General features: G+C 33.8%; 26 protein-coding genes. 24 read left to right on the forward strand and 2 right to left on the reverse strand.

From position 1 onward, the window contains the following. Positions 1-2 precede the first annotated feature (2 nt). The 20 genes from rplE to C1H87_RS17335 all read left to right on the forward strand — a co-directional run bounded on the left by rplE (position 3) and on the right by C1H87_RS17335 (position 13,863). Positions 3-554, forward strand: a complete 552-nt coding sequence (gene rplE, locus C1H87_RS17240; RefSeq protein WP_102757006.1) for a 50S ribosomal protein L5 — start codon at positions 3-5, stop codon at positions 552-554. Between the two features lie 3 nt (positions 555-557). Next, a complete protein-coding gene (gene rpsN / locus C1H87_RS17245; protein WP_102757007.1) occupies positions 558-827 on the forward strand; it encodes a 30S ribosomal protein S14 in 270 nt (89 codons plus the stop codon). A gap of 68 nt (positions 828-895) precedes the next feature. Continuing rightward, the gene (rpsH, locus tag C1H87_RS17250) at positions 896-1,294 is read left to right on the forward strand and encodes a 30S ribosomal protein S8 (RefSeq protein ID WP_102757008.1); all 399 of its coding nucleotides are present in this window, start codon (positions 896-898) and stop codon (positions 1,292-1,294) included. Between the two features lie 18 nt (positions 1,295-1,312). Further along, positions 1,313-1,855: a 50S ribosomal protein L6 gene (rplF, locus tag C1H87_RS17255; RefSeq protein WP_102757009.1), complete on the forward strand. Its 543-nt coding sequence runs from the start codon at positions 1,313-1,315 to the stop codon at positions 1,853-1,855. A 10-nt stretch (positions 1,856-1,865) separates the two neighbouring features. Next, a complete protein-coding gene (gene rplR, locus C1H87_RS17260) occupies positions 1,866-2,222 on the forward strand; it encodes a 50S ribosomal protein L18 (protein WP_102757010.1) in 357 nt (118 codons plus the stop codon). Between the two features lie 6 nt (positions 2,223-2,228). Beyond that, positions 2,229-2,753 carry a 30S ribosomal protein S5 gene (gene rpsE, locus C1H87_RS17265; protein WP_102757011.1) on the forward strand — a complete coding sequence of 175 codons (525 nt, stop codon included), beginning with the start codon at positions 2,229-2,231 and terminating at the stop codon, positions 2,751-2,753. A 12-nt stretch (positions 2,754-2,765) separates the two neighbouring features. Then, positions 2,766-2,948 carry a 50S ribosomal protein L30 gene (gene rpmD / locus C1H87_RS17270; protein WP_102757012.1) on the forward strand — a complete coding sequence of 61 codons (183 nt, stop codon included), beginning with the start codon at positions 2,766-2,768 and terminating at the stop codon, positions 2,946-2,948. Between the two features lie 13 nt (positions 2,949-2,961). After that, on the forward strand, positions 2,962-3,414 hold the full coding sequence (gene rplO / locus C1H87_RS17275; RefSeq protein ID WP_102757013.1) for a 50S ribosomal protein L15: 453 nt from the start codon (positions 2,962-2,964) through the stop codon (positions 3,412-3,414). A 15-nt stretch (positions 3,415-3,429) separates the two neighbouring features. Next, positions 3,430-4,782 (forward strand): preprotein translocase subunit SecY, encoded by a 1,353-nt coding sequence (gene secY / locus C1H87_RS17280; protein ID WP_102757014.1) that lies wholly within the window; start codon positions 3,430-3,432, stop codon positions 4,780-4,782. An 11-nt stretch (positions 4,783-4,793) separates the two neighbouring features. After that, a complete protein-coding gene (gene infA, locus C1H87_RS17285; RefSeq protein ID WP_007094967.1) occupies positions 4,794-5,009 on the forward strand; it encodes a translation initiation factor IF-1 in 216 nt (71 codons plus the stop codon). 71 nt (positions 5,010-5,080) lie between these two features. Next, complete coding sequence (gene ykgO / locus C1H87_RS17290) at positions 5,081-5,197, forward strand: type B 50S ribosomal protein L36 (protein WP_010181906.1); 117 nt, start codon at positions 5,081-5,083, stop codon at positions 5,195-5,197. Between the two features lie 2 nt (positions 5,198-5,199). Then, positions 5,200-5,574 (forward strand): 30S ribosomal protein S13, encoded by a 375-nt coding sequence (gene rpsM / locus C1H87_RS17295; protein ID WP_102757015.1) that lies wholly within the window; start codon positions 5,200-5,202, stop codon positions 5,572-5,574. A 100-nt stretch (positions 5,575-5,674) separates the two neighbouring features. After that, positions 5,675-6,058, forward strand: coding sequence for a 30S ribosomal protein S11 (gene rpsK / locus C1H87_RS17300; RefSeq protein WP_102757016.1), 384 nt, complete (start codon positions 5,675-5,677; stop codon positions 6,056-6,058). 240 nt (positions 6,059-6,298) lie between these two features. Next, positions 6,299-6,904: a 30S ribosomal protein S4 gene (gene rpsD / locus C1H87_RS17305; RefSeq protein WP_102757017.1), complete on the forward strand. Its 606-nt coding sequence runs from the start codon at positions 6,299-6,301 to the stop codon at positions 6,902-6,904. 95 nt (positions 6,905-6,999) lie between these two features. Then, positions 7,000-7,992, forward strand: a complete 993-nt coding sequence (locus tag C1H87_RS17310) for a DNA-directed RNA polymerase subunit alpha (protein WP_102758311.1) — start codon at positions 7,000-7,002, stop codon at positions 7,990-7,992. Between the two features lie 150 nt (positions 7,993-8,142). Next, positions 8,143-8,622 (forward strand): 50S ribosomal protein L17, encoded by a 480-nt coding sequence (gene rplQ / locus C1H87_RS17315; protein WP_102757018.1) that lies wholly within the window; start codon positions 8,143-8,145, stop codon positions 8,620-8,622. An 85-nt stretch (positions 8,623-8,707) separates the two neighbouring features. Further along, positions 8,708-9,811, forward strand: coding sequence for a glutamine-hydrolyzing carbamoyl-phosphate synthase small subunit (carA, locus tag C1H87_RS17320; protein WP_102757019.1), 1,104 nt, complete (start codon positions 8,708-8,710; stop codon positions 9,809-9,811). 237 nt (positions 9,812-10,048) lie between these two features. After that, positions 10,049-11,338 carry a phosphopyruvate hydratase gene (gene eno / locus C1H87_RS17325; protein ID WP_102757020.1) on the forward strand — a complete coding sequence of 430 codons (1,290 nt, stop codon included), beginning with the start codon at positions 10,049-10,051 and terminating at the stop codon, positions 11,336-11,338. Between the two features lie 171 nt (positions 11,339-11,509). Further along, entirely contained in the window at positions 11,510-12,796 is a 1,287-nt protein-coding gene (locus tag C1H87_RS17330; protein ID WP_102757021.1) for a citrate synthase, read from the forward strand. A gap of 152 nt (positions 12,797-12,948) precedes the next feature. Further along, a complete protein-coding gene (locus C1H87_RS17335) occupies positions 12,949-13,863 on the forward strand; it encodes a dimethylarginine dimethylaminohydrolase family protein (protein WP_102757022.1) in 915 nt (304 codons plus the stop codon). Positions 13,864-13,898: 35 nt separating this feature from the next. Here C1H87_RS17335 and C1H87_RS17340 read toward each other — a convergent pair whose 3' ends face one another. Next, positions 13,899-14,747, reverse strand: a complete 849-nt coding sequence (locus C1H87_RS17340; RefSeq protein WP_102757023.1) for an AraC family transcriptional regulator — start codon at positions 14,745-14,747, stop codon at positions 13,899-13,901. A gap of 101 nt (positions 14,748-14,848) precedes the next feature. On the opposite strand from C1H87_RS17340, the gene C1H87_RS17345 reads away from it, so the two are divergent. The 4 genes from C1H87_RS17345 (at position 14,849) to ctlX (ending at position 19,429) form a co-directional block, all read left to right on the forward strand. Further along, positions 14,849-15,754, forward strand: coding sequence for a carbohydrate kinase family protein (locus C1H87_RS17345; RefSeq protein ID WP_102757024.1), 906 nt, complete (start codon positions 14,849-14,851; stop codon positions 15,752-15,754). Positions 15,755-15,762: 8 nt separating this feature from the next. Continuing rightward, positions 15,763-17,271, forward strand: a complete 1,509-nt coding sequence (locus C1H87_RS17350) for an L-fucose/L-arabinose isomerase family protein (protein WP_102757025.1) — start codon at positions 15,763-15,765, stop codon at positions 17,269-17,271. Continuing rightward, positions 17,255-18,136, forward strand: a complete 882-nt coding sequence (locus C1H87_RS17355) for a class II fructose-bisphosphate aldolase (protein WP_102757026.1) — start codon at positions 17,255-17,257, stop codon at positions 18,134-18,136. Before C1H87_RS17350 ends, C1H87_RS17355 begins: the two co-directional genes overlap by 17 nt. Positions 18,137-18,493: 357 nt before the next feature. After that, positions 18,494-19,429, forward strand: coding sequence for a citrulline utilization hydrolase CtlX (gene ctlX, locus C1H87_RS17360; RefSeq protein WP_102757027.1), 936 nt, complete (start codon positions 18,494-18,496; stop codon positions 19,427-19,429). 5 nt (positions 19,430-19,434) lie between these two features. On the opposite strand, the gene C1H87_RS17365 is transcribed toward ctlX, so the two are convergent. Further along, a complete protein-coding gene (locus C1H87_RS17365) occupies positions 19,435-21,468 on the reverse strand; it encodes a tetratricopeptide repeat-containing sensor histidine kinase (protein ID WP_233783191.1) in 2,034 nt (677 codons plus the stop codon). Between the last annotated feature and the right edge of the window lie 317 nt (positions 21,469-21,785).

Consider the following 21,785-nt stretch of genomic DNA (forward strand, 5'->3'; position numbering starts at 1 on the left):
TTATGGCATATTCACCTAGACTTAAAGAAGAGTATAAAAGCAGAGTAATTGCGGCTCTTACAGACGAATTTGGATATAAAAATGTAATGCAAGTTCCTAAACTTGAAAAGATAGTAATATCTAAAGGAGTAGGAGCAGCAGTAGCAGACAAAAAGTTAATCGACTACGCAGTAGAAGAATTAACTACTATATCTGGACAAAAAGCTATAGCAACATTGTCTAAAAAAGACGTTGCATCTTTTAAATTACGTAAAGGCATGCCAATTGGTGCTAAAGTTACTTTACGAGGCGAAAGAATGTATGAGTTTTTAGACCGTTTAGTTACTTCTGCCTTACCACGTGTAAGAGATTTTAGCGGAATTAAAGCTACAGGATTCGACGGAAGAGGTAACTACAATTTAGGAGTTACTGAGCAAATTATATTTCCAGAGATTAATATCGACAAGGTAAACAAAATCTCAGGTATGGATATTACATTTGTAACTTCTGCCGATACAGATAAAGAAGCAAAATCATTATTAACTGAATTAGGGTTACCTTTTCAAAAGAACTAAGATATGGCTAAAGAATCAATGAAAGCCCGTGAGGTAAAAAGAGCTAAAACAGTAGCTAAGTATGCCGAAAAACGTAAAGCTCTTAAAGAAGCTGGCGATTATGAAGCATTACAAAAGTTACCAAAGAATGCTTCCCCAATTCGTATGCATAATAGATGTAAATTAACAGGGAGACCTAAAGGTTATATGAGAGATTTTGGAATTTCTCGTGTTACGTTTAGAGAAATGGCTAATAAAGGTCTTATTCCTGGAGTTAGAAAAGCAAGTTGGTAATATTATTTAAATAATCAGATTTAAGGTTCGGGATAAACCGAAAACCAAAGTCACAAAATCAATTCATTATGTACTCAGATCCAATTGCGGATTATTTAACAAGAATTAGAAACGCAGTGCGTGCAAACCATAGAGTGGTTGAGATACCTGCATCTAATCTTAAAAAAGATATCACTAAAATATTATTCGAACAAGGATATATTTTAAGTTATAAATTTGATGATTCTACTGTACAAGGAACTATTAAAATAGCGCTTAAGTACAACAAAGAAACAAAAGAACCAGTAATTAAAAAGCTTCAAAGAATTAGTACACCAGGTTTACGTAAGTATGCTGGTGCTAACGATTTGCCTAGAATCCTTAATGGTCTTGGTATTGCTATTGTTTCAACTTCTCATGGAGTTATGACAGGTAAGCAAGCTAAAAGAGACAATGTAGGAGGAGAAGTTTTATGTTACGTTTACTAATTTTAAAGCCGAGAAGAAATGTCAAGAATAGGAAATAATCCAGTAGCCATTCCAGAAGGTGTAACAGTAGATGTTAAAGATAACGTTGTAACTGTAAAAGGAAAATTAGGAGAGTTAACTCAACATTATGATACTGTTGAGATAAAAGTAGAAGATGGAAATGTTTTAGTAACGCGTTCTTCTGATTCTAAAGATCAAAAAGCAAAACATGGTCTATACAGATCATTAATGCACAATATGATTGAAGGTGTATCTAAAGGGTGGACTAAAGAACTAGAATTGGTAGGTGTAGGTTATAGAGCATCTAACCAAGGACAAAAATTAGATTTAGCTTTAGGTTTTTCTCATAATATTGTTTTAAATATTGCTCCAGAAGTAAAAGTTGAAACAGTTTCAGAAAAAGGAAAGAACCCATTAGTAAAGTTAACATCATTCGATAAACAACTTGTTGGTCAAGTAGCTGCAAAAATCCGCGGATTTAGAAAACCTGAGCCTTACAAAGGAAAAGGAATTAAGTTTGTTGGTGAAGAAATAAGAAGAAAAGCAGGTAAATCAGCTTAATAAATTAGTTATGGCATTAACAAAGAATCAAAGAAGACTAAGAATTAAAAACAGAATCCGTAAGGTTGTTTCTGGTACAGAAGCTAGACCAAGATTGGCTGTTTTTAGAAGTAATAAAGAAATTTATGCTCAAATTGTAGATGACGTAACTGGTAAAACAATCAGTGCAGCATCTTCAAGAGATAAAGATATTAGTTCTGCAAAAGGCACTAAATCAGAAATTGCTGCCCTAGTAGGAAAAGCACTTGGTGAGAAAGCTTTAAAAGCAGGTGTAGAAACAATCGCATTCGATAGAGGTGGTTATTTATATCACGGTAGAGTAAAATCATTAGCTGAAGGAGCTAGAGAAGCAGGACTTAAATTCTAGAATATTATGTTTCAAAAATATAAAAGTGCAGAGTTAGTAAAACCAGGTGGATTAGATCTTAAGGATCGTTTGGTTGGTGTACAAAGAGTTACTAAAGTAACAAAAGGTGGTAGAGCGTTTGGTTTTTCAGCAATTGTTGTAGTTGGTGACGAAGCAGGTGTTGTAGGACAAGGTTTAGGTAAATCTAAAGATGTAGCTAGTGCAATAGCAAAAGCAGTTGAGGATGCTAAGAAAAACCTAGTTAGAATTCCTATTATAAAAGGAACATTACCACACGAACAAAAAGGTAAATACGGTGGAGCAAGAGTAAATATTATTCCTGCTGCTCCTGGTACCGGAGTTATTGCTGGTGGAGCTGTTAGAACAGTTCTTGAGGCTGTTGGAGTACATGATGTACTATCAAAATCTCAAGGATCTTCAAACCCTCACAACGTTGTAAAAGCAACTTTTGATGCGTTATTACAATTAAGAGACGCCAATGTAATTGCTAGAGATAGAGGTATTTCACTTGAAAAGGTTTTTAACGCTTAATAAGAGACAGAGATGGCAAAAATTAAAGTAAAAAAAGTTAAAAGCGCAATCAATCGTACACAAAGACAAAAAAGAACTTTAGAAGCTTTAGGTCTTAAAAAGATTGGTCAAGTAAAAGAGCATGAAGCAACACCAAATATTCTTGGTATGATTGCTAAAGTTTCACATTTAGTTTCTGTTGAAGAAGCAAAATAATATAAAACTGAAAATGGATTTAAGTAATTTAAAACCTGCAGAAGGTTCAGTAAAAAATCAAGGGAAGAGAATAGGTAGAGGACAAGGTTCTGGAAAAGGTGGTACTGCTACACGTGGTCACAAAGGAGCTAAATCTCGTTCTGGTTATTCTAAGAAACTAGGATTTGAAGGTGGTCAAATGCCGATTCAAAGACGTGTTCCTAAATTTGGTTTTACTAATATAAACCGTGTTGAATATCAAGGTGTTAATTTAGATACTTTACAACAATTGGTTGATGATAAGAAAATAAAAGATACCGTAGATTTTGATACGTTATACTCTAATCGTTTAGCTGGAAAGAATGATTTAGTTAAGATTTTGGGTAGAGGTGAATTGAAAGCAAAATTAAAAGTATCTGCACATAAATTTACAGCTTCAGCAAAAGCAGCTATTGAAGCAGCAGGCGGAGAAGCAATAACATTATAAGACCATATTAAAAGTATGAAGTTTATAGAATCGTTAAAAAATGTTTGGAAAATTGAGGAACTAAGAAACAGAATCATAGTTACACTAGGTCTGTTATTAGTATATCGTTTCGGAACCCAGGTAACATTACCAGGAGTTGATGCTGCACAATTAGCAGCATTAGGAGACAAAACTAGCACAGGTTTGTTAGGATTACTTAGCCAGTTTACTGGAGGAGCTTTTTCTAGAGCATCTGTGTTTGCCTTAGGTATTATGCCTTACATTTCTGCTTCTATTGTAGTACAATTAATGGGTATAGCTATTCCTTATTTGCAAAAACTGCAAAAAGAAGGAGCCAGTGGACAAAAGAAAGTTACTCAGATTACACGTTGGTTAACAATTGCAATTTGTTTATTACAAGCACCTGGTTATTTAGCAAGTTTACCTAGTTTGGGTGTGCCTCAAAGTGCCTTTTTATTAGGAACGGGACCTCTATTCTATTTTTCATCTGTAAGTATCCTGGTTACAGGCTGTATTTTTGCCATGTGGTTAGGAGAAAAGATTACAGATAAAGGTATAGGTAATGGAATTTCTTTATTGATCATGGTAGGTATTATTGCAACATTACCGCAATCGTTTATTCAAAATGCAGCTACCAGATTAGAAGGTAATAACGTTATGCTTATCCTTTTCGAATTGGTTATTTGGTTTGTTATTATTCTAGTTACGATTATGCTTGTTATGGCGGTTAGAAAAATAGCAGTACAATATGCAAGAAGAACAGCTTCTGGTGGTTATGAAAAGAGCGCCATGGCTGGTTCAAGACAATATATTCCATTAAGGCTTAATGCCTCTGGAGTAATGCCTATTATATTTGCTCAAGCTATTATGTTTGTGCCGGGTATGATAGGAGGTACAGATCTATTAAAAGATTCAACTGTTGGAGCTTGGTTAGTTACTAACCTTGGTCCTGCAAGTATGTTTGGTTTTTGGTACAACGTAGTATTCGCTTTATTAATCATAGTATTTACATATTTCTATACAGCGATTACTGTACCAACAAATAAAATGGCTGATGATTTAAAGCGTAGTGGTGGTTTTATTCCTGGCATTCGTCCAGGTTCTGAAACATCAGAATATCTAGATAAGATAATGTCTCAGATAACTTTACCAGGATCTATATTTTTGGCATTAATTGCTGTGTTCCCAGCGTTTATTGTTAAACTTATGGATGTACAACAAGGTTGGGCATTGTTCTTCGGAGGAACCTCATTATTGATCATGGTTGGAGTTGCAATTGACACTATGCAGCAAGTAAATTCATATTTGTTAAATAGACATTATGATGGCTTGATGAAAACTGGTAAAAATAGAAAAGCTAGCGCTTAATATTATATACTATGGCAAAACAGGCAGCAATAGAACAAGACGGAACAATTATAGAGGCATTATCTAATGCGATGTTTCGTGTTGAATTAGAAAATGGTCACATTGTGACGGCACATATTTCTGGTAAAATGCGTATGCATTATATTAAGTTGTTACCAGGAGATAAAGTGAAATTAGAAATGAGTCCTTACGATTTAACTAAGGCTCGAATAACTTATAGGTACTAAAAAGTTCAAAATTCAGAGTTTAAAATTTTAGAGTTGAACCTTGAATTTAGAATATTGAATATTGAATTATTATGAAAGTAAGAGCATCACTTAAAAAAAGAAGTGCAGATTGTAAAATCGTACGAAGAAAAGGTAGACTTTACGTTATAAACAAAAAGAATCCTAGATTTAAACAAAGACAAGGGTAATTATGGCAAGAATTGCAGGTGTAGACATACCAAAAAACAAAAGAGGAGTAATCTCTTTAACTTATATCTATGGAATAGGTAGAAGTAGAGCAAAAGAAATTTTAGCAGCGGCTAAGGTTGACGAGAGTATTAAAGTTCAAGATTGGAACGACGACCAAATTAGTGGTATTCGTGAAGCTGTTGGAACATTTACAATCGAAGGTGAATTACGTTCTGAAACTCAATTGAACATTAAGCGATTAATGGATATTGGATGTTACAGAGGTATTCGTCATAGATCTGGTCTTCCATTAAGAGGTCAACGTACTAAAAATAACTCCAGAACTAGAAAAGGTAGAAGAAAGACTGTTGCTAACAAGAAAAAAGCAACTAAATAAAATAAAAGTCATTAGTATTTAGTCGTTAGATGGAATCTGTTTGAAATGTAAAAGTTTAGGATTCTAATACTAACAACTAACAACTAGAAACTAAGAAGATATGGCAAAAACAAGTACAAAAAAACGTAAAGTTATTGTAGATTCTATTGGTGAAGCACATGTTACCGCTTCTTTCAATAACATTATTATTTCACTTACCAATAAAAAAGGAGACGTAATTTCATGGTCTTCTGCTGGTAAGATGGGATTTAGAGGTTCTAAGAAAAACACACCTTACGCTGCTCAATTAGCCGCTGAAGATGCTGCATCTGTAGCACAAGAAGCAGGCCTAAAGAAAGTAAAGGTTTATGTTAAAGGACCTGGAAATGGTAGAGAATCTGCTATTCGTTCTATCCACAATGCCGGTATAGAAGTAACAGAAATTATTGATGTTACACCATTACCACATAATGGATGTCGCCCTCCAAAACGTAGAAGAGTTTAACAAATAACGATATTAAGTTTGCAATTTTTTTGATAATAAATTGAGAACTTCCCGGAACTAAGTTGAAGGGTAAATAATCGTAGATAAAATTAATATCATCTGAATCTCAGATGGTATTAATTTTTTGCATAAATTTGCAAACTGAAAAATTAATAACAAGTATCAAACGAGAGATCAAAAGGTTATCGAAGGATAAGATTAAGACCTTAATTCATAATCACTCTCACAAACAAATTTAAGATGGCAAGATATACTGGTCCTAAAACAAAAATAGCTCGTAAATTCGGTGAAGCTATATTCGGAGACGATAAGTCTTTTGAAAAAAGAAATTACCCTCCAGGTCAACACGGAAACAACAGAAGACGTGGAAAAAAATCTGAATACGCAATCCAGTTAATGGAAAAACAAAAAGCTAAATATACTTACGGTATTTTAGAGCGTCAATTTAGAGGATTGTTTAAAAAAGCAAGAGCTGCACAAGGTATTACCGGTGAAGTTTTATTACAACTATGTGAGTCTAGATTAGACAACGTAGTATACAGAATGGGAATTTCCCCTTCTAGAAGTGGTGCAAGACAATTAGTATCTCACAGACACATTACTGTAAATGGAGAGTTGGTAAATATACCTTCTTATCAATTAAAAGCAGGAGATGTTGTTGCTGTAAGAGAAAAATCAAAATCACTTGAGGCTATTGCGAGATCTTTATCGAACTCAAGCCACGTATATGAGTGGATTACTTGGAATGATGATACTAAGCAAGGAACTTATGTTTCTGTTCCTGCTAGAATTCAAATTCCAGAAAACATAAACGAACAATTCATCGTCGAATTATATTCTAAATAATAAATTAATCACATTGGTATTTGGCCAAAGGATTTATTAGTCTTCTTCAAACTTTTAGATCGCGCAACCAAATAACAATTAAAACGAAGAACAATATGGCAGTATTTAATTTTCAGAAGCCCGACAAAGTAATCATGATTGATTCAACAGATTTTGAAGGCAAATTCGAATTTCGCCCTTTAGAACCTGGTTATGGATTAACAGTAGGAAACGCTCTAAGAAGAGTTTTACTTTCTTCTTTAGAAGGATTTGCAATCACATCAGTTAGAATTGAAGGTGTAGATCATGAGTTTTCTGCAATTGCTGGGGTAGTTGAAGATGTTACAGAAATCATTTTGAATTTAAAACAAGTACGTTTTAAAAGACAAATTGATGATATTGATAATGAATCAATCTCGATTTCAATTTCTGGTCAAGACAGAATTACAGCTGGGGATTTTCAAAAATTCATTTCAGGATTCCAAGTATTAAATACAGAATTAGTTATCTGTAACTTAGATCCTAAGGTTAATTTTAATTTGGAAATTACTATTGAAAAAGGTAGAGGTTATGTTCCTGCAGAAGAAAATAAGAAAGCTGCTGCACCAATAGGAACGATCTTTACAGATTCAATATACACACCAATAAAGAATGTTAAGTATAGTATTGAGAACTATCGTGTAGAGCAAAAAACCGATTACGAAAAATTAGTTTTTGAGATTATTACAGATGGTTCAATTACACCACAAGATGCCTTAACAGAAGCAGCTAAAACGTTAATTCACCACTTCATGTTATTCTCTGATGAGCGTATCACTTTAGAAGCTGATGAAATTGCACAAACTGAAACATACGATGAGGAATCATTACATATGAGACAGTTGCTTAAAACTAAGTTAATCGATATGGATTTATCTGTACGTGCGCTTAACTGTTTAAAAGCTGCAGAAGTTGATACTTTAGGAGATTTAGTATCATTCAACAAAAACGATTTAATGAAATTCAGAAACTTCGGTAAGAAGTCTTTAACAGAACTAGAAGAACTAGTAAACGTTAAAGGATTAAATTTCGGAATGGATTTAAGCAAATATAAATTAGATAAAGACTAACAATTTTAGATTTTAGAATGACGTATTAAAAAGGGTCAAATTTCTCAAATCAAAAATCGTAAATCAAGAATCATAAATCAAAAAATAACTCCTTTATAGTTTGCTCCTCAATAATGGGTAGTAGCAAGATAAAGGTTTAAAACAAATGTCATGAGACACGGAAAAAAATTCAATCATTTAGGTAGAAAAACAGCTCACAGAAAATCAATGTTAGCTAATATGGCTTGTTCTTTAATAGAACACAAGCGTATTAATACAACGGTTGCCAAAGCAAAAGCTTTAAAGCAATTTGTTGAGCCTATGATTACAAAATCTAAGGAAGACACGACTCACAACAGACGTATTGTAATGTCTCGTCTTAGACAAAAAGAAGCAGTTGCAGAATTATTTAGAGATGTAGCAGCTAAAGTTGCAGATCGTCCAGGAGGTTACACAAGAATTATTAAGCTTGGTAATCGTTTAGGAGATAATGCAGATATGGCTATGATAGAGCTTGTAGATTACAACGAAATTTACAACGCTGGCAAGCAGAAAGCTAAGAAAACAACAAGAAGAAGTAGAAGAGGTGGTGCCAAGCCAGCTGCTGCTCCGGCCGTTGAGACTAAAGCAACAAACGAAGAGGAAGAATAAATGTTAATAAGCATTTGAAATATTAAGGATAAACTATTTTAGTTTATCCTTTTTTTTATGCAATTTTGCTAAACTTTTGAAAAATATGAAATATCAAAAAAGACAAAAAGCCATCATTCTTCTAGCAGATGGTACTATTTTTTACGGTAAAGCTGTTGGAAACAAGCAAGGAACTTCTTTTGGCGAAGTTTGTTTTAATACAGGTATGACTGGTTACCAAGAGATTTTTACAGACCCATCTTACTACGGGCAATTAATGGTAACAACAAATGCTCATATTGGTAATTATGGAACGAATGCCGATGAAGTAGAGTCGGATTCCATTAAAATTGCAGGGTTAATTTGTAAAAATTTCAGTTATGAGTATTCACGAGTAGATTCTGAAGGCTCATTGGAAGAGTTTTTAGATAAAAATAACCTGTTGGCTATTTCAGATGTTGATACGCGTGCCTTAGTAAGCTATATTAGAGATAATGGAGCGATGAATGCCTTAATCTCTACAGAAGTTGATAACATTGAAGGTCTTAAGAAGCAATTAGCAGAAGTACCTAATATGGAAGGTTTAGAGTTAGCATCAAAAGTGTCTACTAAAGAACCTTACTATTATGGAGATGAAAATGCAACGTATAAAGTAGCAGCTTTAGACATAGGAATTAAGAAGAATATCTTAAGAAATATAGCAAAAAGAGACGCTTATATAAAAGTGTTTCCTTATAATTCTAAATTCGAGGATTTAGAAGCATTTAAACCAGATGGATACTTTTTGTCTAATGGCCCTGGAGATCCGGAACCATTGGTAGAAGCACAAGCTTTAGCAAAGGAAATTATAAAAAGAGATTTACCTTTATTTGGTATTTGTTTAGGACATCAGGTTATTGCCAGAGCGAATGGAATTTCCACCTATAAGATGCATAATGGACATAGAGGTATTAATCACCCTGTGAAAAACCTGATAACAGGAAAAGGTGAAATTACATCTCAAAACCATGGGTTTGCAGTAAATAGAGAAGAAGCAGAAGCGAATCCGGATTTACAAGTAACACACTTGCATCTAAACGATGACACCGTTGCTGGTTTAGCCATGAAAAACAAAAATTGTTTTTCAGTGCAATATCATCCCGAAGCAAGTCCTGGACCGCACGATTCAGAATACCTTTTCGATCAATTCATTGAGAATATCAAAAAATAAAATAACGAAATAAGCCTCAAAAAAGCACATTTTTTTTGAGGCTTATTTATAACGCAATAGTTTGATGATTTTAGTTCATATTGAGAACTTTAGGTTGATGAAAACAAGATGCCGAAAAGTTCCTTTATTTTACTAAAACGTTGTAGATGTAGTTTTGAGTATTTCTTCAAAAACATCTTAAAATAAAGAAGATTTAGCCGTAAATTTGAAGCAATAAAAGTTTAAAAATAACTAATTATGAGTATTATAATTAATATCCACGCAAGACAAATTCTTGATTCAAGAGGGAACCCTACAGTTGAAGTAGATGTAGTAACAGAAAATGATGTATTAGGAAGAGCTGCTGTACCGTCTGGTGCATCAACTGGAGAGCATGAAGCTGTTGAATTACGTGATGGAGGCAGTGCCTATATGGGGAAAGGTGTTTCTAAAGCTGTAGATAATGTAAACTCTATTATCTCTAAAGAATTATTAGGAGTATCTGTATTCGAACAAAACCTAATCGATAAGATGATGATTGATTTAGATGGGACTCCAAATAAATCAAAATTAGGAGCTAATGCTATTTTGGGAGTTTCTCTTGCCGTAGCAAAAGCAGCTGCTGGAGAATTAGGATTACCATTATATCGTTATGTTGGAGGAGTTTCTGGTAATACATTACCATTACCAATGATGAATATTATTAATGGAGGATCTCATAGTGATGCACCTATCGCATTTCAAGAGTTTATGGTTATGCCGGTAAAAGCTAAAAGCTTTACACATGCTATGCAAATGGGTACAGAAATTTTCCATAATCTTAAAAAAGTATTACACGATAGAAATTTAAGTACAGCAGTTGGTGATGAAGGTGGATTTGCTCCTACTTTAGATGGAACAGAAGATGCTATTGAAACTATTGGTAAAGCGGTAGAAAATGCAGGTTATAAGTTTGGTGATGAAGTGAAGATAGCTTTAGATTGTGCTTCAGCAGAGTTTTATAAAGATGGTAAGTACGATTACACTATTTTTGAAGGAGATAAAGGTGTGGTGAGAACATCTCAAGAGCAAGCAGAGTACTTAGAAGAATTATGTGCTAAGTACCCAATTATTTCTATTGAAGATGGAATGGATGAAAACGACTGGGACGGATGGAAAACCTTAACCGAAAAAGTTGGAGATAAAGTACAGTTGGTAGGTGACGATTTATATGTAACCAATGTAGAGCGTTTATCTCGTGGTATTGAGAATGGTATTGCAAATTCAATACTTATAAAAGTAAATCAGATTGGAACATTAACAGAAACTATTGCAGCCGTAAATATGGCGCATAATGCAGGATATACCTCTGTAATGTCTCACCGTTCTGGAGAAACAGAAGATAATACCATAGCAGATTTAGCTGTAGCGTTAAACTGTGGTCAAATAAAAACAGGTTCAGCATCTCGTAGTGATCGTATGGCTAAATACAATCAATTACTTCGTATAGAAGAAGAGTTAGGAGCCGTTGCTTATTTCCCTCAAGAAAAAGCATTCAAGGTAAAATAGTACCATTAGAATTTATAAAAAAAGCGATTATTATTTTTTAATAATCGCTTTTTTTTTGGTATCAATTTTAGCAATATAGCAATTATAAAAACCTTTGGGTACTTCCTTCTTAAATAGGGGGATATTTCGTAAATTAGCAACTGACTTCATAAATAAAAATTATTCAAATACATGGTTAAAACTGCTACGATAGAAATAGATGGTCAGAAGACCGAATTGCCAGTAATCAAAGGAACGGAAAATGAATCCGCAATTGATGTTTCAAAACTTAGAAGTGCTACGAGAGGTGTAATAACTTTAGACCCAGGATATAAAAATACTGGTTCTTGCGAAAGTGCTATTACATTTTTAGATGGAGAAAAAGGTATTTTAAGATATAGAGGTTATTCTATTGAGGAACTAGCCGAAAAAGCCGATTTTTTAGAAGTAGCTTACCTTTTAATTTTTGGAGAGTTACCTACTAAAGAGCAAAACGATAAATTTCATGACGATATTAGAGCAGAATCGATAGTTGATGAGGATATAAAAAAGATTGTTGATGCTTTTCCTAAAGCAGCCCACCCTATGGGGGTTATAGCTTCTTTAACAAGTGCTTTAACATCGTTTAACCCTTCTTCGGTTAATGTAAATTCTGAAGAAGCTATGTATAAGTCTGTAGTACGAATTTTGGGTAAATTCCCGGTACTAGTAGCATGGACTTTCCGTAAGAAAGAAGGTTTACCTCTTGATTATGGCGATAATGAGATAGGGTATGTAGAGAACATTTTAAAAATGATGTTCAGAAAGCCTAATGGTGAATATAAGCAAAACAAAATTCTGGTTGATGCCTTAGATAAACTTTTAATACTACATGCAGATCATGAGCAAAATTGTTCAACATCAACAGTAAGAATTGTTGGTTCGTCGCATGCAGGATTATTTGCATCGCTTTCTGCTGGTATTTCAGCATTGTGGGGGCCATTACATGGTGGTGCTAACCAAGCTGTTTTAGAGATGTTAGAAGCTATAAAAGCAGATGATGGCGATACTAAAAAATATATGGCCAAAGCGAAAGATAAAAGCGACCCATTCCGTTTAATGGGCTTTGGACACCGAGTATATAAAAATTTCGATCCTCGTGCCAAAATCATTAAAAAGGCAGCGGATGAAGTTTTAGCTGATTTAGGAGTAGAAGACCCTATTTTAGATATAGCAAAAGGACTTGAAAAAGAAGCTCTAGAAGATCAATACTTTGTAGACAGAAGACTTTACCCGAACGTAGATTTTTACTCAGGTATTATTTACAGAGCTATGGGAATACCAACAGATATGTTTACAGTAATGTTTGCTTTAGGACGTTTACCAGGCTGGATAGCACAATGGAGAGAAATGCGTTTACGTAAAGAGCCAATTGGAAGACCGCGACAAGTTTATATTGGTGAAACTGAAAGAAAGTTTATACCAGTTGAGGAAAGATAAATTTATTACTTTTTGTAATATTGTTAAGCTTCATAATACTTTTATGAAGCTTTTCTTTTTTAAGAGTAATATTTTTTAGAATAATTCAAAAAGTCTTTAATTATTACTAGTTTTGCGTCCTCAAATAATGAAATATCTTTTAAAGGTATCCTATGTTAGAATTAAGCGTTAAAAACGAAACATCAAGATTAAGAGCAGTTGTATTGGGTACAGCTCAAAGTAATGGTCCAACACCAAAAGTAGAAGAGTGTTACGATCCAAAAAGTATAGAGCATGTATTGGCAGGTACTTACCCAAAAGAAGCCGATATGATTCTTGAAATGGAAGCTGTTGCTAAGATTTTTGAAAAATATAACGTTACCGTTTATAGGCCAGAGGTTATTAAAGATTGTAATCAGATATTTTCCAGAGACATAGCTTTTGTAATCGAAGACAAGATAATTAGAGCCAATATTTTACCCAATAGAGAAGCGGAGGTCATGGCTATAAAACATGTTTGGGATCAGGTAGAAAAAGAAAAGAGAATTATATTGCCAGAAGAGTGTCATGTAGAAGGAGGCGATGTAATGCCATGGAATGACTATATTTTTATTGGAACTTATTCTGGCGAGGATTACCCAGATATCATTACCGCACGCACAAATATGGATGCCGTTATAGCCATTCAAGAACTATTTCCTAATAAGATTGTAAAATCCTTTGAACTTAGGAAATCCAACACAAACGCAAAAGAGAATGCGTTGCACTTAGACTGTTGTTTCCAGCCTATTGGAAAAGATAAAGCCATACTCCATAAGAATGGATTTTTAATAGAACGCGAGTACGAATGGTTAGTCGATTATTTTGGGGAAGAAAACATTTTTGAAATTACTAAAGATGAAATGTACCAAATGTATAGTAATGTCTTTTCAATATCTGAAGATGTAATAATTTCAGAAAAGAACTTTACACGATTAAACAAATGGTTACGGGAAAAAGGCTTTACAGTTGAAGAAGTACCTTATGCTGAAATTGCTAAGCAAGAAGGTTTATTGCGTTGTTCAACCATGCCTTTAATTCGCGATTAATAGTTAAGTGCTAGAAACCCCATAAAAAAAATATTTTAAAGTTTTTTTCTGTATTCAGTTGGAGTCATTGCCAGGTATTTCTTGAATTGTCTGTGAAAGAAGGACATATTCTCATAACCACAGCTATAAGCTAAATCAAGTAGTTTACTATCGGTGTCTTGTAATAACAAGCAGACTTTACGTATTCTAAATTCATTAAGATAATTGGTAAAAGACCTGCTAAATTGTTTCTTAAAGTATTTACAAAAAGCACTTCGGGTCATAAAAGTAAGATCTGCCATATCTTGAATAGTGATTCTTTCCTGATACTTTTCATCAATATAATTCAAAATAGACATAGTTCTCGAATCTGATTTTTCTGAGAATTTATAACGAGTCCCCACTAACGATAAAAGTTCTTTATCATTACAATTGGCTAGTTCCAGTAAAATATCTAATAAATCAATAATCTTCTTTGCGGGTTTCGAACCACATAACCTTTCAAGCTTTTTACAAATAGCTTCATTAAATACCATGTTGGTATACTTAACACCAAACTTTGAAGCTTCCAATAAATTGTAAATAGATTTTAACTCAATATTAGAACTTATAAACTTATCTAATACGCTACTATCCCATTGTACACAAGCAGATTTTACGCCGTTAGAATATCCTTTTTCGTTTTTCCAGCAATGCGGTACATTTTCTCCAATAAATACTAAATCTCCAGGAACAAAATGGTCTATACTGTTTCCTGCATATCTAATACCGCTACTTTTTATAATATAAGTAAGTTCATAGTCTTTGTGATAGTGCCAAGGCGCATCAAAACGATCATTCTCATAAATAAAAGCATGAATGGAACCATCAATTTCGTGTGGAATTAGTTCTAATTGAGGTTTCATACGATATAAATATTTATTGGACAATATAGTACATATTTTGTCATAATTAGGACTTAAAATGGGAATTTTTTTGCTATAAATTTGACTTAAATAGTTAAGTTATGAGAGTTTTGTGTAGTGGATTGAATGTGGTAGATGTATTAGTATCTACGCCACTTAATATAAACCAAGGCGGGAAAAACCCTTGCGAAAAGATTTTATTACAGGGAGGTGCCCCGGCTGGCAATGCTGCTTGTGCCATAGCAAGATTGGGGCATGATGTATCGTTTTTGGGGTATTTCGGTAATAACCCCTTAAGTATGGTTGCTAAAGAAGAGCTTACCAAACATGGTGTTAAAGACGATCTTTTTGTATTCAAAGAACAAGCATCTCCAGCGATTGCCGTTGTTCAAATTGATGACGCTGGAGAACGTACCGTTCTGTATTCAACAGAATCATATATTCCATTTTCTCCAGAAGATATTGATGAAAACATCGTGAAGGATTTCGATTTAATCCTGGTAGACGGTTATGACACCGAGATAAACTTGCACCTATTAAGATTGGCACACAGATTTGGAATAAAAAGTGTGTTGGATATGGAAGTAGCAGAAAAGCATATCATGAAAGAAATGTTAGCATTATGTACAGATGCTATTCTTCCTCTTGAGGCAGCAAAAAGTATATCGGGAAAAGAAAATACAATCGAAGCGCTAAAAGATGTTTCAGAAATAACAAAAGCGCAGGTTGTTATTACAGATGGTGCTAATGGTGCTTATGCCTTACAAAATGGTGAGTTGGTTCACCAACCAGCATTTAAAGTAAAAGTTGTTGATACTACAGGCTGCGGCGATTCGTTTCATGCGGCATACGCATCTGCTTTACTACAAGAGTTTAGTTTAACAGACAGGATGCTCTATGCAAGTTATTACGCTTCACAGGTAGCACAGCATTATGGAGGCAGAACCTATCTGCCTAATAAAAGTTTTATGGAAGAAAACTGTCCATTGTTTATAAAAGATAAATAGAAAATATTATGGAGTTGCTAAAAGAATTATCCATTAAAGAAGGTATTGTAAGCCACTTGTTCGAAAAAGTTATTACGCCTAAAAAACCTAATTATATAGCTAAAATGGCATTGGTAGGTATAGGTCTTGAAGAACATTTCGATTGGCAATCAATTTTAAAAAATTATAGTAGAGCCAAATCAGGTTTAGCTAAGGTGCTTCCCAAAGAGCGTTTTCAATTAATAGCCTCAGAAGAACCTATTCAAACCAAAGAGGCTATTTTTACATGGCTTAAAGACATGCAAGCACAGGGTATTGATGGTATTATTATATACCAAGCCTCATTTATAGCCGGAGACCTGGCGGCCACATTGGCACGCTGGTTAAATCAAAACAAAATTCCAATATTAAGCTGGTCTCACGATGAAGAAACAGGAGGAAGATTGTCTAATAATAGATTGTGTGGACAAAACTTTCTATTGAATATTTTAAACTCATGCGGTGTAAAATATTCGTGGCTTTTTGAATCGCCCGAAGATAACGAGTTTAGCAGTAACATTTTAAAGTTCGCTAAATCGGTTTACGTAAAAGCCTCGATCAATCAAAAATCGGTAGGCATGGTTGGCGGATTTAGAGTTCCGGGTTTTTATGACTGTGAGTTAAACGAACTTTCACTATTAAATAGGTTTGGAATAAAAATAGACCGAATTGATTTTGATACTATTTGGCAACATGGAAAGAAGTTTAAGGACTCAACAATTCAAGAGATAAGGAAAGAGCTGCTTAATCATCCGTTGTGTAAATTTAATAATGTAACCGATCAGCAAATAGATAAATCCATCCGATTGTCTCTAGCTATGGCAGACTACGCACGTTTAAATGACTATTTGGGAATAGGGCTTAAAAACTGGCCCGAGCTTTTCGATCATTATGGAATAGCAGGTGATGGAGCAGGGGCTTTAGTGCAGGACTTAGGAATACCTGTGGCCGATGAGTCTGATATGGGAGCTTTACTAACCATGATTTTAATGAATCAAATAAGCTTTGAAGAAGCCATCCCTACATTGGTGGATTTGTCATTAATCAATAAAAGCAATAACCGAATAGGCTTCTGGCATTGTGGAGGTGCACCTACAAAGCTTATTAATAGTGCTACAGGGTACGAAGTAAGAAACCACAGTATCTTAGAAAATTTTGATGTAGATAGTAGTATGGGGATGTTGTTAGAGTTTTTACACAAGCAAGGTTCTGTAACAATTGCAAAGTATCAGTATCCAGATGCATCACGAGTTATGGCATGGGAAGGTGATATTTTACCTTCAGAAATGGCATTTAGAGGAAGCTATGCCGAAGTAGAGCCGAGGAAAAATTCAGCAGGAGATATTTTAAGTACCGTGTTAAATAATGGTTTAGATCACCATTGGATTATTGGTCGCGGATATTTACAAAAAGATTTAAATGAATTAAATCATTGGTTAGGAATAGACAATATTGAAATAGAAATAAGTAAAGATCATTTGTATGGACACAGCAATTAAAAATAACGTAAAGACGATTTACAATGAAGACTATAAAAGTCTTAAAGAATTATTCATTGATTATAGAGCTACCCAACGCTGCTTGCCATCTTTTAATGTTAATGATAATTACGATTTAAGGGCAGTGGTGGAAGCTTCAGATGAGATGGATACCCATGTTATGGTTATGACCTATCCGCCAGTAGCAGAGCTTAACACTACAGAGGTTTTTCGTTCTCTGGTAGATGGCTTTAAAAAAGGATTCAAGAACGATATTTATCTTCACCTAGATCATAGTACATCTGTAGATTTGTGTAAAAGAGCGATAGATTCAGGTTACGATTCTGTTATGATTGACGGGTCTCAAGTATCCTTAAAAGAGAATATAAAAATGACAAAACAGGTAGTTGATTATGCGGCTTCTGCTGGTGTTGTTGTAGAAGCCGAAATAGGAAAGATAATGGGACGTGATGTGGTTGTGAAATCCGATAATGATTTTTTGGCAGATGTAGATGAAGTTAAGCAATTATTTGAGACAACTGGTGTAGATATAGTTGCTGTAGGTATTGGTACTGCACACGGATTTACGCCAACCGAACCTAAAATACATTTCGATAGATTACAGGAAATAGCAGAGGCAATTCCAGCACCTTTGGTTTTACATGGGGGAACAGGAATTCCTGATGTAGATATTCAAAAATCAATAAATATGGGGATGAGCAAAATTAACATAGGTACTATAGTGCATACTACCTATATGAAACATGCTTTCGAAGAAATTAAGAAAGCAGGAAACGACGCTTATCCACCATTTATTATGAAAAAGGTGCTTCCCAAAATAAAAGATGTTGTTAAGGATCGACTGAAAGCGGTTAATTTTAAATAATAACACTATAAGCGGAGGTGCTAATTTCACAAATTCAAATGAATTATCTTCTTTATTAGTTTGTTTATTATTAAGTAAATAGTGTTTATTAATTTGTAAATAAGACTTATAAAATATAATAGACTTCAAATCTGTCTGGATATAAGACAGACTGAAAGTCTGATTCGTTGCAATGATTAGCCACAAGAGATCTTTATCATACCGATGAATCTATCTGTGTAAATTTGTGAAATCCGTGGCTTAATTATAGTAGCATTTTGGAGTTTCTTAGAATAAGCAACTTTTAACCTTTTTTTTGAAGAAAACATAATATAATTACAGTTTAATAGTATAATTTTGCATTTTATTTAAGACAAGATGCAACAAACAACCAATACCATATTGATGGTTCGTCCTATAAACTTTAGGATGAATGAGCAAACAGCTGTAAATAATTATTATCAAAAAGTAATAGATAATCTATTGCCTGAAACGGTTAACGTCAAAGCACAGCAAGAATTTGATGCATATGTTGAAAAACTAAGAGCGATAGGTGTTAATGTTGTAGTTGTAAATGATACCGACGATACAGATACTCCAGATTCTATTTTTCCAAATAATTGGATATCGTTTCACGAAAATGGTAATGTTGGTATATACCCGATGTTTGCAGAAAACAGACGGTTGGAGCGGCGAGAAGATATTTTAGATAATTTAGAAGAAAAAGGGTTTCTAATAAATGATATTGTAGATTATACCAGTGCTGAGGAAGAAAAGGTATTTCTTGAAGGAACGGGAAGTGTGATACTGGATCGTGTAAACAGAAAAGCGTATTGCGCATTGTCGCCAAGGGCAGATGAAGATTTGTTTATAGAATTTTGTGAAGATTTTGAATATACCCCGGTTGTATTCACTTCTAACCAAACAGTTAACGGTGAACGCAAAGCGATATATCATACCAATGTTATGATGTGTTTGGGAGAAACCTTTGCGGTTATTTGTTTAAGTAGTATTGACGATAAAAAAGAACGCAAAAACGTCATAGCCAATTTAAAGGAAACGAACAAGGAAGTTATAGATATTACCGAAGCACAGGTTAATAATTTTGCAGGTAACATGTTGCAAGTAAAAGGAGCCAACGACGAAGGTTATTTAATTATGAGTCAAGCAGCCTACGATTCTTTAACAGCATCTCAAATAGAGCGATTAGAAAAACATACTAAAATATTGTCCAGTTCTTTAAATACTATAGAAGCTTGTGGCGGGGGTAGCGCACGTTGTATGATGGCTGAAGTATTTTTGCCTAAAGCTTAGTATACTTAATCGCCATTAGGTCTAGATTTAGGTAATTGTACATAGAATGTACTACCTACACCTTGGGTGCTTTCTACCCAGATTTTACCGTTATTTAATTCTATTAGTTCCTTACAGATAGAAAGTCCTAAACCGGTACCTTTTTCATTGTTGGTACCAACGGTTGTAAACGAGCTGCTTTTAAACAGTTTTTCCAGATTTTGTTTAGAAATACCAATACCTGTATCTGCGATACTTACAATACAGCTTCCGTTACTAATATGGTTCGAAATAGTAATCGTATCACCACTTTTACAGAATTTTAAAGCATTAGCGAGTAAGTTCTGTACAACGATTTCAAACATACTTCTATCGGCATAAGCAAAGTCTCGTAAAGAATGATCAACTAAACTAATGCCTTTACTTTCCATACGCTGTTCAACAAGTTTAACCTTGTCTTCAAAAACTTCCTGAATGTCAAACAAGCTTGGTTTTGGTTCTAAGGACTGCATTTGAGACTTAGACCAGTTTAATAAATTAAACAATAATAACGATGCATTATTTGCATTTTCACTTAATTCAGGAATTAAATTATCAAACTCTTCTCTGGATAAAGAACCGTCTTTAAGTAAATCTATAAAACCATTAATAGAAGAAAGAGAGTCTTTTAAATCGTGGGAAACAATTGAAAATAGTTTGTCCTTTACATTATTAACATTTTCAAGATGTTTGGTTTGCTCTTGAAAAGCTACGTTTTGTAGTTCAATTTTAATATTCTTTTCTTCTAACTCTTGAGTGTACTTAATATTATTATTACGTTTAAGGTAGATAAGCACCAAAAACGTAGATACAATAGCAAGAGCAGCCAGTAAAGCATAAAATATTATCTTAAACCTGTCGAACTCTTCCTTGTTTTTAATTGGCTCTGTTTTAGGAGTAGTGGCTACTTCATTATTAACAGCAGGCTTGTCAAAATTCGGATTCAGTTCTAGTTCTACAGGTTTTTCTTCTTCTAGGCTTATTTTAACAGCCTCCTTATTAAGCTTGTCCTTTAAATCGTAATACTGTCGCTGCCAAACAAAAGCTCTATCAAATCGTTTTTTAATAGAATCTAACGACTTCATTAATCTATAATGCTTGAGTAATTCTGTTTTATTATCGATTCTTTTCGCCAAAGCACCAGCCTCAAGCAATTGTTTTTCAGCTAAGATTAATTTTCCTTGTTGTAAATTTAAATCGCCCAGATTATTTAAAGCAGTCAATAAGCCTTCATTATAACGGCCACGCCTGTTAAGTCTTAAACCTCTAACCAAATATTTAGCAGCATTGTCGTAGTCATTAAACTTCAAATACTCACCACCTAATTTAGGATAAACACGTCCACGAATAGAATCGTTAATTGTTTTTTTGTTAGCCAGAACTTTTTCGTAATATTCTATGGCTTTTCTATGTTCCTTCTTAAAGGAATATAATTCTGCTAACTGACTATTAGATCGATTGGTGCCTTTAGAGTCTTTTAATTGTTCCTGAACTTCTAGAGCTTTTAAGTAAAACTCTATAGCTTTATCAGAGGCATTAATATTATAATAAGCATCAGCCAAGTTGCTATAAGCCAATCGCAGATCATTTAATAAGTCTCTTTTCTCTAACTCTTTAATGGCTGCAAGCGAGAATTGTAAGCCTTTGGCATAATTTCCTCGTTTAATTTCAATTAAACCAATGCTGTTATTTACCTTGGCAACACCAAGTGTGTCCTCTAATTGATAAAATAAAGCTTTAGACTTTTCGTAGCCACTAACAGCATTTATATAATCATCTTTTTTTGCATAAATTAATGCTTTATAAAAGGTGATTTCTGCTATACCTTTATTATAGTTTAAATTATTAGAGAGTTTTTCACTTTCAATGATGTACTTTAAAGCTCTATCATAATCATTTATATCGTAAAGTGACTTAATAAGCTTAATAGAAGTTTCTATTTTTAAAGTATCTTGGGTTTGGTAAGCTAATTCTAGGGCGAGGCTATCCACATCATTGGTTTGGGAAAAACCAATCGACATAAATAAACATATAATTAAATTAATTATCTTCCTCATACAACATTTATAATTACGACTATAATAAAAGCAATAATTAAAGGTGTCTTAACTTTGAGGGAATGTAAGATCGCTTTATTAAGCTGTAACGTATTTGTTAGTGTTAAAATTTCCAAACAATATGGATTTTTAATAGCTTTACTAAACAAAAGTTGGAAAAAGCAATTTTAAAATCTAATTTCTGCGTTTTAATGCGAATAAATTAGACGAAAGGAAATGAGCTTTTTAACATAAAAATCGACGAATAGATGAACTGCAAAAATCATAGAATAAGAGCACTT

It is taken from the genome of Flavivirga eckloniae, assembly GCF_002886045.1.
GTDB classification, from domain to species: domain Bacteria; phylum Bacteroidota; class Bacteroidia; order Flavobacteriales; family Flavobacteriaceae; genus Flavivirga; species Flavivirga eckloniae.

Excerpts from the sequence above, each read along its gene's own strand:
- rplE (WP_102757006.1), top strand. The coding sequence starts at position 3 with ATGGCATATTCACCTAGACTTAAAGAAGAGTATAAAAGCAGAGTAATT.
- rpsN (WP_102757007.1), top strand. The coding sequence starts at position 558 with ATGGCTAAAGAATCAATGAAAGCCCGTGAGGTAAAAAGAGCTAAAACA.
- rpsH (WP_102757008.1), top strand. The coding sequence starts at position 896 with ATGTACTCAGATCCAATTGCGGATTATTTAACAAGAATTAGAAACGCA.
- rplF (WP_102757009.1), top strand. The coding sequence starts at position 1,313 with ATGTCAAGAATAGGAAATAATCCAGTAGCCATTCCAGAAGGTGTAACA.
- rplR (WP_102757010.1), top strand. The coding sequence starts at position 1,866 with ATGGCATTAACAAAGAATCAAAGAAGACTAAGAATTAAAAACAGAATC.
- rpsE (WP_102757011.1), top strand. The coding sequence starts at position 2,229 with ATGTTTCAAAAATATAAAAGTGCAGAGTTAGTAAAACCAGGTGGATTA.
- rpmD (WP_102757012.1), top strand. The coding sequence starts at position 2,766 with ATGGCAAAAATTAAAGTAAAAAAAGTTAAAAGCGCAATCAATCGTACA.
- rplO (WP_102757013.1), top strand. The coding sequence starts at position 2,962 with ATGGATTTAAGTAATTTAAAACCTGCAGAAGGTTCAGTAAAAAATCAA.
- secY (WP_102757014.1), top strand. The coding sequence starts at position 3,430 with ATGAAGTTTATAGAATCGTTAAAAAATGTTTGGAAAATTGAGGAACTA.
- infA (WP_007094967.1), top strand. The coding sequence starts at position 4,794 with ATGGCAAAACAGGCAGCAATAGAACAAGACGGAACAATTATAGAGGCA.
- ykgO (WP_010181906.1), top strand. The coding sequence starts at position 5,081 with ATGAAAGTAAGAGCATCACTTAAAAAAAGAAGTGCAGATTGTAAAATC.
- rpsM (WP_102757015.1), top strand. The coding sequence starts at position 5,200 with ATGGCAAGAATTGCAGGTGTAGACATACCAAAAAACAAAAGAGGAGTA.
- rpsK (WP_102757016.1), top strand. The coding sequence starts at position 5,675 with ATGGCAAAAACAAGTACAAAAAAACGTAAAGTTATTGTAGATTCTATT.
- rpsD (WP_102757017.1), top strand. The coding sequence starts at position 6,299 with ATGGCAAGATATACTGGTCCTAAAACAAAAATAGCTCGTAAATTCGGT.
- C1H87_RS17310 (WP_102758311.1), top strand. The coding sequence starts at position 7,000 with ATGGCAGTATTTAATTTTCAGAAGCCCGACAAAGTAATCATGATTGAT.
- rplQ (WP_102757018.1), top strand. The coding sequence starts at position 8,143 with ATGAGACACGGAAAAAAATTCAATCATTTAGGTAGAAAAACAGCTCAC.
- carA (WP_102757019.1), top strand. The coding sequence starts at position 8,708 with ATGAAATATCAAAAAAGACAAAAAGCCATCATTCTTCTAGCAGATGGT.
- eno (WP_102757020.1), top strand. The coding sequence starts at position 10,049 with ATGAGTATTATAATTAATATCCACGCAAGACAAATTCTTGATTCAAGA.
- C1H87_RS17330 (WP_102757021.1), top strand. The coding sequence starts at position 11,510 with ATGGTTAAAACTGCTACGATAGAAATAGATGGTCAGAAGACCGAATTG.
- C1H87_RS17335 (WP_102757022.1), top strand. The coding sequence starts at position 12,949 with ATGTTAGAATTAAGCGTTAAAAACGAAACATCAAGATTAAGAGCAGTT.
- C1H87_RS17340 (WP_102757023.1), bottom strand. The coding sequence starts at position 14,747 with ATGAAACCTCAATTAGAACTAATTCCACACGAAATTGATGGTTCCATT.
- C1H87_RS17345 (WP_102757024.1), top strand. The coding sequence starts at position 14,849 with ATGAGAGTTTTGTGTAGTGGATTGAATGTGGTAGATGTATTAGTATCT.
- C1H87_RS17350 (WP_102757025.1), top strand. The coding sequence starts at position 15,763 with ATGGAGTTGCTAAAAGAATTATCCATTAAAGAAGGTATTGTAAGCCAC.
- C1H87_RS17355 (WP_102757026.1), top strand. The coding sequence starts at position 17,255 with ATGGACACAGCAATTAAAAATAACGTAAAGACGATTTACAATGAAGAC.
- ctlX (WP_102757027.1), top strand. The coding sequence starts at position 18,494 with ATGCAACAAACAACCAATACCATATTGATGGTTCGTCCTATAAACTTT.
- C1H87_RS17365 (WP_233783191.1), bottom strand. The coding sequence starts at position 21,468 with ATGTCGATTGGTTTTTCCCAAACCAATGATGTGGATAGCCTCGCCCTA.